The sequence below is a fragment of the Pedobacter miscanthi genome, assembly GCF_003315595.1.
Lineage (GTDB): Bacteria > Bacteroidota > Bacteroidia > Sphingobacteriales > Sphingobacteriaceae > Pedobacter > Pedobacter miscanthi.
Genome location: NZ_QNQU01000004.1, coordinates 46737 through 63735, shown reverse-complemented (window position 1 = coordinate 63735; position 16999 = coordinate 46737). Strand labels below are relative to the sequence as shown.

10 protein-coding genes are annotated in these 16999 nt (G+C 39.8%); 2 read left to right on the top strand and 8 right to left on the bottom strand.

Features of this window, described 5'->3' with window-relative positions; all coding sequences use genetic code 11:
- Window positions 1-29: 29 nt before the first annotated feature.
- The 5 genes from DRW42_RS05605 to DRW42_RS05585 all read right to left on the bottom strand — a co-directional run bounded on the left by DRW42_RS05605 (window position 30) and on the right by DRW42_RS05585 (window position 8062).
- Window positions 30-2114 carry a glycoside hydrolase domain-containing protein gene (locus tag DRW42_RS05605; RefSeq protein ID WP_113947855.1) on the bottom strand — a complete coding sequence of 695 codons (2085 nt, stop codon included), beginning with the start codon at window positions 2112-2114 and terminating at the stop codon, window positions 30-32.
- A gap of 321 nt (window positions 2115-2435) precedes the next feature.
- Window positions 2436-2954, bottom strand: a complete 519-nt coding sequence (locus DRW42_RS05600) for a DUF2911 domain-containing protein (RefSeq protein WP_113947854.1) — start codon at window positions 2952-2954, stop codon at window positions 2436-2438.
- Window positions 2955-3081: 127 nt separating this feature from the next.
- On the bottom strand, window positions 3082-3705 hold the full coding sequence (locus DRW42_RS05595; RefSeq protein ID WP_113947853.1) for a class I SAM-dependent methyltransferase: 624 nt from the start codon (window positions 3703-3705) through the stop codon (window positions 3082-3084).
- A gap of 87 nt (window positions 3706-3792) precedes the next feature.
- Window positions 3793-5493, bottom strand: coding sequence for a sodium:solute symporter family protein (locus DRW42_RS05590; RefSeq protein ID WP_113947852.1), 1701 nt, complete (start codon window positions 5491-5493; stop codon window positions 3793-3795).
- A gap of 100 nt (window positions 5494-5593) precedes the next feature.
- Window positions 5594-8062 carry a PIG-L family deacetylase gene (locus DRW42_RS05585; RefSeq protein ID WP_113947851.1) on the bottom strand — a complete coding sequence of 823 codons (2469 nt, stop codon included), beginning with the start codon at window positions 8060-8062 and terminating at the stop codon, window positions 5594-5596.
- A 440-nt stretch (window positions 8063-8502) separates the two neighbouring features.
- Between DRW42_RS05585 and DRW42_RS05580 the strand changes: the two genes are divergently transcribed.
- Window positions 8503-9840, top strand: coding sequence for a sigma-54-dependent transcriptional regulator (locus tag DRW42_RS05580; protein ID WP_113947850.1), 1338 nt, complete (start codon window positions 8503-8505; stop codon window positions 9838-9840).
- 830 nt (window positions 9841-10670) lie between these two features.
- Here the strand turns inward: DRW42_RS05580 and DRW42_RS05575 are convergent.
- The gene (locus DRW42_RS05575) at window positions 10671-11123 is read right to left on the bottom strand and encodes a substrate-binding domain-containing protein (RefSeq protein ID WP_147243670.1); all 453 of its coding nucleotides are present in this window, start codon (window positions 11121-11123) and stop codon (window positions 10671-10673) included.
- A gap of 93 nt (window positions 11124-11216) precedes the next feature.
- Between DRW42_RS05575 and DRW42_RS05570 the strand changes: the two genes are divergently transcribed.
- Complete coding sequence (locus DRW42_RS05570) at window positions 11217-12803, top strand: ABC transporter substrate-binding protein (protein WP_341866226.1); 1587 nt, start codon at window positions 11217-11219, stop codon at window positions 12801-12803.
- Between the two features lie 540 nt (window positions 12804-13343).
- Here the strand turns inward: DRW42_RS05570 and DRW42_RS05565 are convergent.
- Both DRW42_RS05565 and DRW42_RS05560 read right to left on the bottom strand, forming a co-directional pair.
- Entirely contained in the window at window positions 13344-15425 is a 2082-nt protein-coding gene (locus DRW42_RS05565; protein WP_113947847.1) for a S9 family peptidase, read from the bottom strand.
- Between the two features lie 131 nt (window positions 15426-15556).
- The gene (locus DRW42_RS05560; protein WP_113947846.1) at window positions 15557-16990 is read right to left on the bottom strand and encodes a SusD/RagB family nutrient-binding outer membrane lipoprotein; all 1434 of its coding nucleotides are present in this window, start codon (window positions 16988-16990) and stop codon (window positions 15557-15559) included.
- Between the last annotated feature and the right edge of the window lie 9 nt (window positions 16991-16999).

The following is a 16999-nucleotide window of genomic DNA, read 5'->3' as shown; positions in this document are numbered from 1 at the left end:
TTTGTCATTCGATGTTAATTTTTACAAAATTATTTTTCAAGACTAGAAATCCAGTTCTCTGTATCCGAAATTTTAACCGGACTGGCTGAAGCAACAATTTTTAATACACCTCCGGCATTGATTTCCTCCTGGGTGATATAATTCTTCTTAAAAGGTTTTCCGTTAAGAAAAACAGCTTTGATATATTTGTTTTTCAGACTAAAATTCTCAGTTTCGATGGTAAAGGTTTTCCCTTTAGGTAAATTATAACTTAAAGATGGGAATAAGGGCACATTAAGATAATATATCGGCCAGCCCACACATGCAGGCGAAAACCCACTTGCAGCAAATACATACCAGGCACTCATCGCACCGGCATCGTCATCCATGGTACGCAGGTAGGCATGTGGCTGATTTCTGTAAATTTTACCGATGTAACTGCCAATGCCACGGCTGTTATCATTAAAATAGTTCTGGATCACCGTATCGGCAGCCAATTGATGCATCCAATACTGCGATTTATAGCCTGATCTGGTTACGTTATACATTAAGGGTACCTGTAAATCGGGTTCATTGGCGTGGTTGTACAGATCACGGACAAAAAATTCATCCAGTTTGGCGAGATACGATTCTTCCCCGCCATCCAGCTCGATCAATCCTTTAAAATCGTAAGGTACAAACCACCTGTATTGCCAGATGGTTCCCTGATATAAACCACGGGCCTGCATGCGGTCTACATCATTTTTGCTCAGGTCTTTAAAATCCTTATTCCAGTACTTTTTGTATTCCAAAGCTTTATTCAGGTAAAAATCTGATTTCTCTTTATTCTTTAAAACTTTAAAGATTTCAGACAATGCCCAGTTATCATAACTTGATTCCAATGCTTTATCAGACGATTTATAATCAAGACCATTCACCTCTTTTACGAGCGAATCGGCAATTTTGTTAAAGTCAACAGCATAACCTTTCCGGTAAGCATCAAGCAATACAACTATAGCATGTTCGGAGCGGACTGTATTTGAAGGTTCGTTTTGTCCGGCATAATCCTTTTTGCCCGAATTATAGAGATCAGCGATAGAAGTTACCATGCCGGCATAACGGTCCTGCTCAATGAGCGACAAGAGCGGTAACTGTGTGCGGTAGTTATCCCATATTGCCCAGCCATTGTAACGGATTTCCTTATCTTTTTGAATCTCTCCTTTGGTATTCCGGTAAGTTCCATCGGATTCAGAAATGACATAAGGCGATTGCATGGTACGGTACAGAAGCGAGTAGAATAATTTTGCACTTTCCAGATCACCGTTTACTGCAATTTTAGAAAGATTGGTATTCCAATCGGCTTTGCTCTGCTCTTTTACGGTATTGAAGGGATTTTTATTGATAGCAGCTTTGGCCGCCTCAACACTTACCGAAGAAAGCGCGATATTGATGCCTGTTGAGGTTAGATCTCCTTTTAATGTTGCGATCAGTTTATGATCATCCATTACTTTCCACGATACATTATCGGCAATTTCGAGGTAATAAAATATTTTATATTTACCGGCTCCGCAAGTTGTTTTTGACGTAATCCAGCCACTCACAGCATTTCCGTTAACATCATGCGATTCGGCTACAAAAGCGCTGTTAAAAGCATAAGCCAAATCAAAATAAAAGCCTTTGGCTCCTTTTGGAAACTGATAGGCATGTTTTCCGGCCTTGCCCAAAACGGTAAAACTTGCTTTAATTTTATTTTCGAAGCCTACTTCGTAATAACCAGGACTTGCTTTTTCTGAGGTTTTGATTAATTCGGACTCAGCCGGATCGCTACCCAGAAAAGGTTTGATAAAAATATTTCCACCCGATCCTTGACAGCCCACACCTTCGAAACGGTTATGGGTAAAGCCCTCAAATTTCTTTGCCAGGTACTCGTAACCGGTGTGCGTTTTTGGATAAGTTTGCGGACCAATACTCAACATGCTAAAAGGCGCAGAAGCCGCAGGCGACATCTGTCCGTGATCGGCAGAAGAGCCTAAAAAAACATTTACCTGATCTACAGGTTTCGCAGTTTTAACAGAAAAATTCTGCGTTTTTTGTTGTGCTAAAACGTTTAACGAAAAAAGCGGCAATAAGGCCAGTAATTTAATGGAAAACTTCATTATGGGGTTTGTTTGTAATTCGGCCTAAAATAATGTTTTAATGTGAAGTAGGTATTATGTGTTAGGTTCTTTACAATCCTTCGACTCCGCTCAGCACGACAAACTCAACAAAAAGATCGTCATCTCGACTGGAACACAGTGGAACGGAGAGATCTATCTCGAGACAGATTTACCAGTATTCTGAGTTTATGATCAGTTTTACCTTAGCAGGATTACAAATCCTGAGTTCTTGAGACGGGATTGCAAATCCCGACTAACAATCAATAAAAAAGCCGTCCCGATTTTACATCGAAACGGCTTTAAATAAATTTATTTCCTTTATTATTTAATGCTAACCGGAACTGAGATTTTATCCCAATCCAAAGAGAAACCACTTTTGGTAATTTTATAAACCAAACGCTCTTGTGTAGCTTTTAATGCTTTGGTTTTCACTTCAACACGTAAAGCATCTTTTGCTTCTTCGTATTTATAGGCACCCCATTGTTTAGGTTCTTTGTTAAAAATTGCTGTCCAGGTTCCGCTTTCTTTAGGGATTAAGAAGAAACTGTATTTTCCGGCTGCCAAAGGTTTACCTTCTACCACAATATCTTTATCGGTTTCGAAAGTTGTAGCCTCGTTTGCACCGGCACGCCATACTTTATCGAAAGCCTCAAGGCCTCCCCAGATTTTGCGTCCTTTTACTGCAGGGCTGCTGTAATTAATGGTGATGGTAGCGTTTTTCACTTTTCCTGTAGCAGTAGCCGCAGGACTTGGCTTAGGCTGAGCATCTTGAGCCATTGCACTTACAGAAACGGTAATTGCTGTAAATAGCAACGCGATTGATTTAATCATCGTTTTCATAGAATTTTATATTTATCTGTTTTTGTTGTTTTTTGATTTTACGAATTTATGGCTTTAGGTTGAATAAAACTATAATCCCAGTGTCTAAAAACGCTAAAATGGCTTTATTATTTTACTGGCAATTTTTCTATTTTTTCTGCCCAACAAATCTGATAACCGAACCTTTCCCATTATGGAACAAACCTTCGTTTAATTCGATCTCTTTTTCTTCCAGAGTGATGATTTCATAATCAGGGAAATCAGCTTTTATTTCTTCGATGGAAAATAACATGCCGGGTTCTTTTGGGCCGCCAACTTTTTCATTTTTAGCCAGGTATTCGAGGTGTTTTTTACTAAAAGCTTCAAAAATAACGATACCGTCTTTTTTTAAATACCGATTAAGGGTTTTATGATAGGATGATTTAATGGATGCAGGAAAATGAGCATAAATCAGGGCAATGGCATCAAATTGTGCTCTGCTGTAATTCAATTCCTGTAATTCGCCAACCTGATAATCGATATTTACTTGGTTTTTTACTGCCAATTGCAAGGCTTTGTTTTTACCTTCCGTGCTGATATCAAAAGCAGAAACCTCCCAGCCTAAACGGGCTGCAAAAACTGCATTGCGACCTTCACCTTCTGCAGGAAAAAGTATTTTACCGGGATTAAGTTTTTCTAATTGGTCTTTTAAATAATTGTTCGGTTGTTCGCCGTAAGCAAATTCATTGGTACTGTACCGGTCATTCCATCTGTCAACCCAGGCGTTATTCATATTTCGCGTAATTTATTTATTGGTTAAAATAAAGGTATCGAATTTTGTTGATGCAACTAAGTGGCAAATATCTTCCTGAAGTAAAAATTAAAGTGATTTACCCACTTCGGTTTTAGGCTGATAAAATAACAGGCCTAATACTGAGAATAAAATTACGGCAAAAGCACCGATCACATTTAGCCATAGAAAGGAAACAATATCAAATTCGTAAACTGCAATAACCGCTATTTCTGATAGGATTGCCGCGATAAACACCAATGGGCCGTTTATTTTTTTAAAATAAAAGGCCACCAGGAAAATACCCAATATTGGTCCGTAAAAAAGCGAACCCAAAACATTTACGGCTTCAATCAGCGAGCCCATTTGTGTAGCAAACATGGCAACGGCTATTGAAAAAATACCCCAGGCCAAAGTGTGCAAACGGCTATATTTCAATTCGGTTTCGTCGTCTACTTCTTTTTTGCCAAAAATAAGATGCACATCTTTTAAAGAACATGCAGCCAAAGAATTCAGCGCTGCCGAAATTGAACCCCAGCTGGCCAGAAAGATCACTGCAAAAAGTAAACCAATCATCCCAACGGGGAGCGTATTTTTTACAAAGTATAAAAAGATATAGTTGGTATCTGTTTTTTCGGCATTGTAATTCGATTTATTGATTGCTTCCTCTACCCTGCCATGCAATTCCTTAACCTGTTTTTGGGTTAGCCTAAAATCTGCTATCGAGTTATTTAAAGATGGAGATTGCTTTTCTTTTTCTTCCAAAATATGTTTGGATTGCGCATTAAACTTCTGCTCCAGGGTACTGTGTTCTTTTTCAAAAGCTGCAGCCTGCTGAGGTTGTGTTTCTTTTAAATATTGGTAAGATCGTTCGTTGAAATATATAGGCGCAGGCTTTAAAGAGAAAAAAGCGAATAATAAGGCTCCAATCAACAGGATGGCAAACTGCATCGGGATTTTAACCAATCCGTTTAGCAGCAGTCCCATTTTTGCATTTGTATTGTCTTTTGCAGTAATATATCTCCCTACCTGGCTCTGATCTGTTCCAAAGTAAGAAAGTGCCAGAAAAAAACCTCCAATTAAACCACTCCAGATGTTGTATTTATCTTTCCAATCGAATTCGGTGGTAATTACATTTAGCTTTCCGGATTTTCCCGCCAGGTAAAGTGCATCTTTAAAACCAATTCCATTGGGCATATTCTGCACCAGGAGGTATCCGGCAAAAGCCATGGTACCCAAAATAATTAAAAACTGCAGTTTCTGTGTATGCGCAATGGCTTTGGCGCCACCAACATAAGTGTAAATCAACAGTATTCCACCGGTTAGGATGTTGGTTAAATAAATATTCCAGTTTAAAACACTCGAAAGAATAATACTAGGGGCATAAATACTGATCCCAGTTGATAAACCACGAGAAAAAAGAAAGAGCAGTGATGTTAAAACCCTTGTTTTTTTATCAAACCGGTTCTCTAGGTACTCATAAGCCGTATAAACGTTCAGGCGCTGAAAAATCGGGATAAACGTAATACAGATTACAATCATCGCCAATGGCAGGCCAAAATAGTATTGCACAAAGCGCATACCATCGGTATAGGCCTGGCCCGGGGCTGATAGGAAAGTAATTGCACTGGCCTGTGTGGCCATAATACCCAGCAGCACAATGTACCAGGGCATTTTATTATCTGCCTTTAAGTACGATGCATTGCTTTTTTGCCCACGCCCAATAAAAACGCCATAAGCAACTACAGCAAACAAAGTAAATATCAATACTGCCCAATCGATATTACTCATGCCCAGAATTTAGTAAACAGGTAATAAAACACGATCTGGAATAACAGTGCCAGCGCGAGTAATATGTACCAGGTATTCCATTTTTTAAACTGATTTTTCATTATTTACCAGCCGACAAAAAGTTAAAAAACAACCTGGCTGCACCAACATTACCTGCAGGCAACTGCCTGAAAAAAGCTAAAGGAGTATAAATGAAATTTCCTTTACCATATTTTGCATAAAGCGTTGATCCCTGAAGTGGTTCTTCATCCGTATCGTGCATTTCGAAAAGCGGTTCGTATTTGGCATCCCATTTATCAGGGAAATAAGCGCCGCGTTCCTGTACCCATCCTTTAAAATCGTCGGCTGTAATTTTATTCGGATAATTTAACAATTTATGATTTGGATTTAAAAATTTAACCTCGGCATTTTCTTCAGTTACCCTTTTGCCTCCGATAGAGAACGGATAAATTCCGAAATCCTGTAAAGCCATATCCTGCGTGGTGTTGTACTGCATTACCATCGTTCCGCCGTTTTCTACATAAGCACGCAAAGCGGTTTGCCAGTTTTGAATGCGTTTTTCAGTATTAATAACCCTAACTCCGGTTACTATGGCATCATAGCTGGCCAGTTTTGAAGTATTCAAAATATCAGCTTCGGTTAATACATCAACCTGTAAACCTGCCTGTCTTAAGAATTCGGGAATTAAATCGCCGGCACCTTCAATATACCCGATTTTTTTGGCCAATACTTTTACATCACCTTTGATTAACCAAGTAGCAGCAGGAACAAAATATTGCAAGGTTGGTAAATGTGGATACTGGATCAATACCTGACCTTTCGAAAATTCGTTTGCCTCTGACGAGAAAACAGCTTCGAGTTTATTCTGGCTTGTTTTTATTTTGGCCAGATCTTCAACCGAGATCAGAAAATCTTTGATGGTAATGGTATTTTCGGGTAGATTGATTCCCTGGAATGTTTTTATTACCTGGCTACCGATTTTAAAGCTCACTTTGCCATAATTAATATTTTTGTTCGCCTTTAAGCGCAGCGTAACACTTAGTGCTTCTTTTTCCCTGGCGAAATACACAGGTTCAGCAAAACTTAAATCGAGTGGTGGGATAATCCGCAGGGATTCTACCACATCCCCTTTAACTGGATCTAACTTTTTATAGGATAAGGGTAAGCGTACGGCAAATTTTTCGCTTTCAATTTTTAATGATAACAGCACATTGAGTGGCGACTGCATTTCTGGTAATCCGATTAAAGTATCATTGGCTACGCTGAAAGTTGCAGCGTCTTTTGCTGGTTTGGCCAGCCAGTAAGGTTCGGTAAGCGCGGCTTCAGCAGGGATCTGGATTTTACGTTCGATGGTAATCAGCGAATCGTTTGATAGATTTCTGTTTAAATTATCGGTTTGATTTAACCAGTTTACACTTTCTAGAGTTACCGGAGTAGCCGATCTCGAAATTAAGTTTAAACGGAAATTATACCCGTTGCCAGCGATGGCTTCGGGCTGATTGGTTACCACCTCGCCCATAAAACCGGCACAACTTAAAATGATGTTATCAATAGCGGCAAGTTTATCCTTTCTTAAAGCAGGATCTTGTAATTCGGCAATTTTCTTTCTTAACATCAGCAGTCCATGCAAACTCTTATCGGGCTGGTTGTAATTGAAGGATAATAATACAATATCAATCAGTTCGTCGATATCGCCAATGCCTTTATCCGACCAATTGAGGCTTAAACCATCAAATAATGTTCTTTTAGCGGGATCGCCTAAAACAGGTGTAAAATATTCGGAGCGTACACCTGCTACCGATTGCGTTCCGGCACCCTGACTTTTGTGCAAACTCCGGCTTAAACCGGCCAGTTCGCCATAGCCCATGCCCAATTGTGCATCGTATTGGCCAACGGTAACTTTCAATTGGTTTTCGGAAGTGGTATTTACCGAACCAAACCTAAAAGTATTCCACAATAACCTTTTTGGTTGCCAAACCGAAACATATTTAAGTTGGTTAGGGAACATATTTTTATCGGCGGCAGCTTTAAAAGCTTTCTCTGCCACAACAGCAGAAGCAGCATGCTGTCCATGACCAGCTGCAGCAGTAGGTGGAAAACGGCAGATAATCACATCTGGTCTGAATTTTCTGATCACCCAAACCACATCCGCCGTAATGCTATCGGCATCCCATTGCTTAAAGGTATCATTGGTGTTTTTTGAGAAACCGAAATCGATGGCCCGGGTAAAAAACTGTTGTGCGCCATCTAACCTGCGGGCTTCTAAAAGTTCGTGTGTTCTGATCAATCCCAAAGCCGCACCTTGTTCGGTACCCAAAAGGTTTTGTCCGCCATCACCCCTGGTAAGCGATAAATAAGCTGTTTCAACATTTTGATCGTTAATCAGCCATGATAATAAACCGGTATTTTCATCATCGGGGTGGGCAGCTAAATATAAAACCTTTGGCAGGTGTTTTAAGGTTTTGAGTTCTCTGTAAATCTCCGCAGATTTTGCCGGACGTACCTGTTGGGCAGCGCAAAATATTGCAGGAAAGCATAATATGAATATCGCCGTTAATCTTTTAAACATAGTATTTGTTTTGCACATCAAATATGCTCAAAAAGCTTTTAATTAATGCCACAGAAACGAAAAAGGTACAAATTAGTCCTTAGTCATGAGTCTATAGTCCCAAGTCAATAGTTCAACTTAGCTTATAAAGACAGTTATTCAACTCAAATAACCAATAATCAATTTGCAACAATCAAACGGGAATATCGATTAAGCAATAGGTGGAACTAAGCCGCTTTGGGTTTGGCGTATAGCCTCTGGCAGCTAACCCCCTGAGCGTAGTCGAAGGGTAAACAATTAACCAGTTAACCTAATTTGCAGTTTTCAATTGGCAGTTAACAAAACCAATGACCAATAAACTAATGACCAGTGAACCAGTGGCCAGTTAACAGTTAACAATTACAACAGTACAGTTAACTTTCGTCATTTTTATACTTAATATTGCAGCATAATTTTTACCTATGAATGGCATGGTACTCATCATCGATGATGAAAAGAAAATCAGCAGTTTACTTTCCAGGATTATAGAACTTGAAGGTTTTAAAACCTTGCAGGCAGGAACCGGAAAAGAAGGACTTAAATTACTCAAAAACAATGATGTAAGCATTGTAATTAGCGATGTAAAATTACCGGACGTAAATGGGGTTGCCTTGGTTAAAGATATTAAAGCTATAAAACCTTACGTAGAAGTAATTAACCTTACTGCTTACGGAACCATTGCCGATGGTGTTTTAGCCATTAAAAACGGTGGTTTTGATTATCTGGTTAAAGGTGATGATAACGATAAAATTATTCCGCTTTTATATAAAGCCATGGATAAATCGAACCTGCAGCGCAGGGTTTCTGACCTGGAAAGCAAAATCGCCAAAAAACACAGTTTTGAAACCATTATCGGCCAATCAAAGGCTTTAAAGGAAGCTATTGATCTGGCTAAAAAGGTAAGTGCAACAGATACAACCGTATTGTTATTAGGTGAAACCGGAACGGGAAAAGAAGTGTTTGCACAATCGATCCATTACGAAAGCCCAAGAGCTGCGAAGCCTTTTGTAGCTTTGAACTGCAGCGGTTTTAGTCCTGATTTGTTGGAAAGCGAATTATTCGGTTACAAAGCTGGTGCATTTACCGGTGCCAATAAAGATAAAAAAGGCTTACTGGAAGAAGCCAATGGCGGTACATTATTGCTGGATGAAATAGGCGAAATGAACCTAGATTTGCAAGCTAAATTATTACGGGTACTGGAGAGTCAGACTTTTATAAAAGTGGGCGATACCTTAACCCAGCAGGTAAACGTACGGATTTTAGCCGCCACCAATAAAGATTTAAAAGCAGATGCCGCATCCGGGAAATTCAGGTCGGACCTTTATTACCGGCTTTCGGTTTTTACTATTGTGCTGCCACCGCTCCGCGAGCGTAAAGCCGACATCCCTGCTTTAGCTAAATATTATTTAAAAGAATTTGCTGATAAAGTAAACCGCTCAACCCCAAAAATGGACGATAAGATTTTGTCTATCCTGAGCGATCATAGCTGGAAAGGAAACATCCGAGAGCTCAAAAACGTGATCGAACGTCTGGTTATTTTATCAGATGGGGATACTTTAAGCGCAACTGCCCTTCCGCCCGAATTCTTTGAATTTGCACCGATAGAAAACGATTATAATCTGCAGCAGATCGAAAAACAGCACATTCAAAAAGTACTTATCCATACCAAAGGAAATAAAACTGAAACTTCGAGGTTGCTTGGCATTGGTTTAACCACGCTTTACCGGAAGATTGAGGAATACCAGATTCGGGAGGTTTGAAGGCAGGAAGGTTGAGGGTTGGAAGGCAGGAAGGTTGAGGGGGATAATGTTCAAATGTTGGAAAGTTGCAATCCCACCTAGCGGATTATAAATCAACTAATGCCATTTTTAACGATAAAATCGTATGGCTACTTATGCACTCGTTTGGAAACGAGCGCAAGCACTGAAGGTAGGAAGGTTGAGGGTAAATGTTGGAATGTTGGAATGTTGCAATCCCACCTGGCGGATTATAAATCAACTAATGTTATTTTTAACGATAAAATCGTATGGCTATTTATGCACTTTTTTGGAAAAGAGCGTAAGCACTGAATATTAGAAAGTTCAAATGTTGGAATGTTGAAATGTTGGAATGTTGCAATCCCACCTAGCGGATTATAAATCAACTAATGCCATTTTTAACGATAAAATCGTATGGCTACTTATGCACTCGTTTGGAAACGAGCGCAAGCACTGAAGGTAGGAAGGTTGAGGGTAAATGTTGGAATGTTGGAATGTTGCAATCCCACCTGGCGGATTATAAATCAACTAATGTTATTTTTAACGATAAAATCGTATGGCTATTTATGCACTTTTTTGGAAAAGAGCGTAAGCACTGAATATTAGAAAGTTCAAATGTTGGAATGTTGAAATGTTGGAATGTTGCAATCCCACCTGGCGGATTATAAATCAACTAATGCCATTTTTAACGATAAAATCGTATGGCTACTTATGCACTCGTTTGGAAACGAGCGCAAGCACTGAATATTAAAAAGTTCAAATGTTGGAAGGTTGAAATGTTGGAATATTGCAATCCCATCATCCCTCTTACATTTTCCATCTTACATCATCCTCTAAACTTCAAACCTGATCCACTTATCGCCTTCGTGGCCAAAAATAAATGAGCCTGGGTGCAGCATTTCGGCTATATCTTCTATTAAAGAAACTGCATTTTCGGCTGTTCTTTCACGTTCTACGTCGTCGTTTAATAAAATAATGCGGTTGTTTTTTACGGCTGGCCAATCGGTATCCAATACAGAAGGTACTTCTCGCATCAAATCGGTAAGGGTTTTGCCGGGCTGATAATAAATGATGAAAACAGCGCTTAAAATATCGGTTTCCAGCATGCCGCCAGCCAATGCAATTTCTTCTGATAAAAGGTAGCCCGGATTATTACCCGTATCGAGGCAAGCCACAGGCATTTTATCCATAAATTTAATCTTATGTTCTACTAAATCTAAACGTTCCTGTAATTCTTCCTGTTTAGCAGCATCGAGGCCAATAAATAAATCGTTTAAAAAAGACATCTGCATTAAATTTATTAATTTGTGCAAAAATAACATTCCTGATCGATGCGAGGTTCATTTAAATATATATTTTGGTTTTTTTGTGTCACCTTATTGTTTTCATGCAGTAAAAATGACGATCATAAAGACAAAAAAGTATTCAACATCAACCTCGATCAGGGTTTAACCTCTATCGATCCGGCATTTGCGCGCAACCAGAATGCCATCTGGATGACCAACCAGATTTTTAACGGGTTGGTGCAGATCGATTCGTCATTGCAAACCATTCCCTGTATTGCCAAAAGCTGGCAGGTTTCGGATGATGCACTAACTTATACTTTTAACCTGCGTAATGATGTTTACTTTCATGACGATCCGATTTTTAAAAACGGAAAGGGCCGAAAAGTAATTGCCAGCGATTTCGTGTATAGTTTTTACAGGTTGATTGATCCGAAAGTGGCTTCGTCCGGCGGGTGGATTTTTAGTGATAAAGTAAAGGATAAAAACAATTTCATTGCCTTAAACGATTCTACTTTCCAGATTAAACTGGTACGCCCTTTTCCACCATTTATGAGTTTGCTTACCACACAATATTGTTCGGTAGTACCCAAAGAAGTGGTTGAGCATTATGGCAAGGATTTCAGGAGTCATCCGATAGGTACCGGCCCTTTCACGTTTAAGTACTGGAAAGAAGGCGAAATATTGGTGCTTTTAAAAAATTCGCATTATTTTGAAAAGGATGCAAAAGGAAAGGCACTTCCATACCTTGATGCGGTAAAAGCCACATTTATTACTGATAAACAAAGTGGTTTTATGAGCTTTCTGAAAAAAGATCTGGATTTTTATTACAATGTGGATGGAAGCTACCGCGATGATATCCTGACGAAAAGCGGCAAAATGACTTCAAAATATAAAGGGAAATTTACGCTTGCGAAGAGCCCATACCTTTGTACAGAATATGTTGGGATACTGGTGGATACGAACCTTTCTATCGTAAAAAATTCACCGTTAAGGCAGAAAAAAATCAGACAGGCCATTAATTATGCTATTGACCGCGACAGATTGATAAAGTACCTGCGCAATGGGATAGGTGTTGCAGCAACTTCTGGCTTTATACCTAAGGGGATGCCTGGTTTCGATAGTCTGGCTGTGCGCGGATATGCCTACAACCCAAAAAAGGCCGCACAACTTTTAGCAGAAGCTGGTTTTCCTGAAGGAAAAGGCATGGCAGAGGTAACCTTAAACACCACCACTACTTATAAAGATCTGATCGAATTTATACAGGGCGAATTAACGGCAATTGGCATTAAAGTTAAGATAGATGTGAGTCCGAGTGCCAGTTTAAGGGATTTAATGTCGAAAAACCATGTGAATTTTTTCCGTGGTTCGTGGCTTGCAGATTATGGCGACGGGGAAAATTTCCTATCGATGTTTTACTCCAAAAACAAAGTGCCTTACGGGCCAAATTACACAGCTTTTTACAATAAGGCCTTTGATCAGCTTTTTGAGCAAAGTTATTACGAAACAAATAACGAAAAACGGTTCGAACTCTATCGTAAAATGGATCAGATGGTGATGGATTATTCGCCTGTTGTACCTTTATTTTATGATCAATCTGTTGTGATGCTGCAGAACAATATTTCGGGATATTCTTTTAACCCGTTGAGTTTAATGGTTTTAAAAAGGATTAGAAAGGGTTAGGAAAAATCATCAACTCAAAATCATCGTTGTCCGTCTGAGCTTGTAGAAGACCTTTTAGCAATTAGATAATTATGGTCCTTCGACAGGCAACCATTGACGTTATTTTGTAATTACTTATTAATAAACATTTTAGAAGTATTTACATTTCCACCCAGCTAGGCCACAGCATAGCATCTCCGTTCTACTTAATTCCGGCCTAACAAATTTTTCGGGCTGAACTGACCAAGCCAATTTACTGGCTTTCAAAGAAAAATTTTCAGCCGGCGTTTTATTAATAAGCTGTTTATCTTTTTATTTGCATTAATGAGCTCGGCAAGCTTCGGTTTTGGTTCTTTTTGACGCCAAAAAGAAGGAGCTCTTCGGCGGCGGCGAGCCGAGGCAAGATTTTGGGCAGGCAAAAAATAATTAGAATAGGTCGTGTTATAGAGCAAAGTAATTTATTAACTTAAAGATTACTATCAGTCTGAGCTTGCTAAAGACCTTTTAGCAATTAGATAATTATGGTCCTTCGACAGGCTCAGGATGACAAACTATTTCAAACTACTTTTTATCCATCAACTTTCTTTTAAGAAAATCAGCTGTTGCTTCGCTCACTTTTAAACCGTTCGAGAATTTCATCCAGTGATGGGTATCATCCGGGATGGACAGAAACTCGAAATCGAATTTTTTATCTTCAAAACGTTTAACCAGGTCAACACTTTGGTTAAAAGCTACGTTACGGTCGTCGTCGGCATGGATAATCAACGTAGGCGATGTCCAGGTACTTACATAACTTACAGGTGATGATTCTTCGGCAACTTTTGCAGCAAGCAATGCATCTGGTGCAGGTTTCCTGCCCTCCTGATCTAAACTTGTAAACCGGTTATTTACACCATGAATATCTACCCCTGCAGCAAACAGTCTAGAATCTTTGCCCAGGGCCAATGCGGTTAAATAACCACCATAAGAACCACCATAAATCCCGATTTTATCTTTGTTGATATTGGGTTGTGCAGCCAGCCACTGCCCGGCGGCTTTAATATCCTGATATTCTGATGCACCCTGCGCTCCAGCACGCATGGGTTTATGAAATTCGTAACCATAACCGATGCCCAGGCGGTAATTTACAGATAAAACGGTAAAGCCAAGTTTAACCAAATATTGGTTTAAAGCATAATCCATTGAATAATAATCCATCGGATTCCAGCCTAAAAACATCTGCCGTTGCGGTCCGCCGTGCACATAAACAATCGCGGGTTGGTTTTTGAATACTTTTTTTGGTAAAAACAACTGACCATAAACGGTATTTCCATCAGCAGCTTTAAAGCTTACATGTTTAGGGATAACCATATCTTTTAATGGAAAATCTTCTGGAATAAGTGATTTTCCAATTAGTTTCAACGTTTTTTTATTAATTAACGCAGGCAGAAGCGGCATTTCGGCAGTGGAGCTCAAACAGAAAAAAGTCTGGTTATCGCCTGCAATAACCGGATAAGCTTCTATCCCATTTCCCAAGGTTAAGGCCTGCATATCTGCTTTATCTACCGAAACTTTATAAATATGACGTCGATCAAGATCATCTTTATCATTTCCGGCATTGGCAGCAAAAACCAATGTTTTCTTATCGATACTTAATTTTATATTCTCTATTGCAAAATTCCCAGGGGTGAGCAATAAACGTTTTGATCCATCCGGATTAATGGCGTAAAGATGTGGCCAGCCATCTTCGTAAGAGGTAAAAATGATCTTTCCTTCGGCCCATAACAAATTTGCACCTCCATCGATGGAAGGAAAAGAACCCCGGAAAGTTTCGGGAGCTTTCCAGATCTGTTTTCCGGTTCCGGTGTTTACATTAACCGTCCAAATGGCCCATGGCTGATGTTTTTTTGTTAAAATGGAATCGGTCTCTCCTCCTATACCAGGCGTTCTTATAAAAGCTATATCATTTCCATCGGGCGACCATACCGGAGTATTATCTTTAGAAAAAGAAGGCAATAGCCATTTAACCGGCGTTTGCTGATCGGTATAAATCCCTAAAAAGGAATGATCTGTGCGATTAGAAATAAAAGCGACTTTTTTCCCATCCGGCGACCACTTACACGCTCCGTTTATCCCTTTGGCATAAAATAAATTTTTAGCTGCCGATGTTCCGTCAACCGGGCTTATCATCACCTGACCACTTTTAGCAAAAATGACCTGATCGTTACTGGGCGAAATTACAGGATTATCGCCTTCGCCTAAGGTTACTACTTTGCCTCCCACAAAAGGAACGCTAAGTACCTGCACTTTCGGTGCTATTGGCGAAGAATTGGCATTAACAGGGCCTCCATCCCTCCCGCCATGATCTCCACCACGCACAAATACAATCCATTTACCATCAGCAGAAATCGACAAGCTGGTTAATTCCTGCCCGTCATCTTCGGCGTAATCTGTAATTTTTATTGCTTTATAATCAGGTGCTTCTGCTGTATAAATATTCCTTATTCCTTGTTCGTTTGCGGCCCAGGCAATTTTAGAACCAACTGGTGAAGCCACTAACTGAGTAGGAAAAGGATAAGATAAAACAGATTTCAAGCTAAAAGACTGCGCGAATATATTGGAGGTGGAGAGTAGAACTATCAGGGAAAATAGTATTTTTTTCATTGGTTAGGGGTTTGGCGATTGGCGCTAAGCGGATGGCGTACAGTGAATGGCGATACGCGTTTGGCGCATGGCGGTAAGTAAATAGCGTTTGGCGAAAGCTAGATAATGCTTCCCGCCAAACGCTTAATGCTTTACTGATCCCACCAGAGTTTGGAAGTTCTGGGTACATCGGCAGGCACATTTGCACCATTTTTACTTCTTTCACCCTGTGGATAATCTAAACGGCGAATAAAATCGGTTAAAACCGCATTTACCGGAAGCGTAAAATCTTTGTACTTATAATCATATCTGCGGGCATCGTTCCATGCTTCAGGATTTAAGTAAGTTGCCACATACTTTTCTTTTAAGATCAGATCTTTGGTTAAGGCTGCCGCACCAACGGCCACACGCGGATCGGCAAGATAAATTGCCTTATCGGCAGCCGCCACCTGAAATTTATCCATATTAGCTCCAATTGCAGCAAGATAAGCCGTATAAGCCCTTGGTTTATCAGTTGCCAAAGCGGCCTCTGCCTCGATAAACTTTAATTCGGCATAGGTTGCAATAAAGATTGGGGATGTTGCGCTCGTCCAGGGCGAATTTACTGAGATATAACATTCATCCTTGGTGGTATTACCTCCAGTACCCCTGTTACCTGCACCATTTACCGTACCGATATAAGTATTGTTAATGGTTTTATCGGTTATTTTAGCAATTCTGGGATCGAATACACCATATGTAGTTCCATTAAGTTGATCAATCAATTGTTCAGAAAGCCAACCACCAAGCGATTGCGAAGCATTAGCAATGGCTACACTTGCCCAAAAATTTCTGATCACAAAACTTCCCATCGCTGCATCATCGGCATTTGAGGCAAAAGAGTTACTTACGGCATTAAGTACAGCAGTTGGGTTATAAGCTGATGTTTTACTTACTTTATTTAACAACCTTGCTTTAAGCGCATAAGCAAATTTTAACCAGTTGGCGCGTTCGTTTGCGGCAGTTGTACCATAAATAAGGTCGTTTGCAGGAGTTAATTTAACCGTTGCATTTGTTTTTGCAAGTTCTACAATAGCCTCATCTACAAGGGCCATGCTTTGATTGTAAACCTCTTGCCCGCTGTCGTATTTAGGTGTAAAGTTAGTTACGTCAAATGCTTGAGAAAAGGGAGCATTTCCCCACAGATCGTTAACCATAATCAGGTTATAGGCAATAAGCACATCAGCAACACCTTTATATTCACTTGATCCTTGTGATACTGCCAGCTTTTTCATTTCATTGGCATCGGCCATCGCAAAATAAAGGGCATCCCAGGTGGCACTAAAATCAATAGACTGATAAGTATCACCTGCTCCGCTTGCCGCGGGGTTTGCAGTATATTGTACATAAGGTACGATTACGCTAGCAACGTTATAATTATTTATGCCCGCCTTTGCAGTTGAGGTAGCCAATAGCGATGGTAATGTGGGTATGGTAACCTGATTGGGGTTGGCAGCCAGTTTATCAAAGTAGCTATCTTTACAGCTTTGCAAACCTAGTATTGCTATAAAAGCTGAAAATATTGTGTATTTTATATTTTTTTGCATCTTATTTCC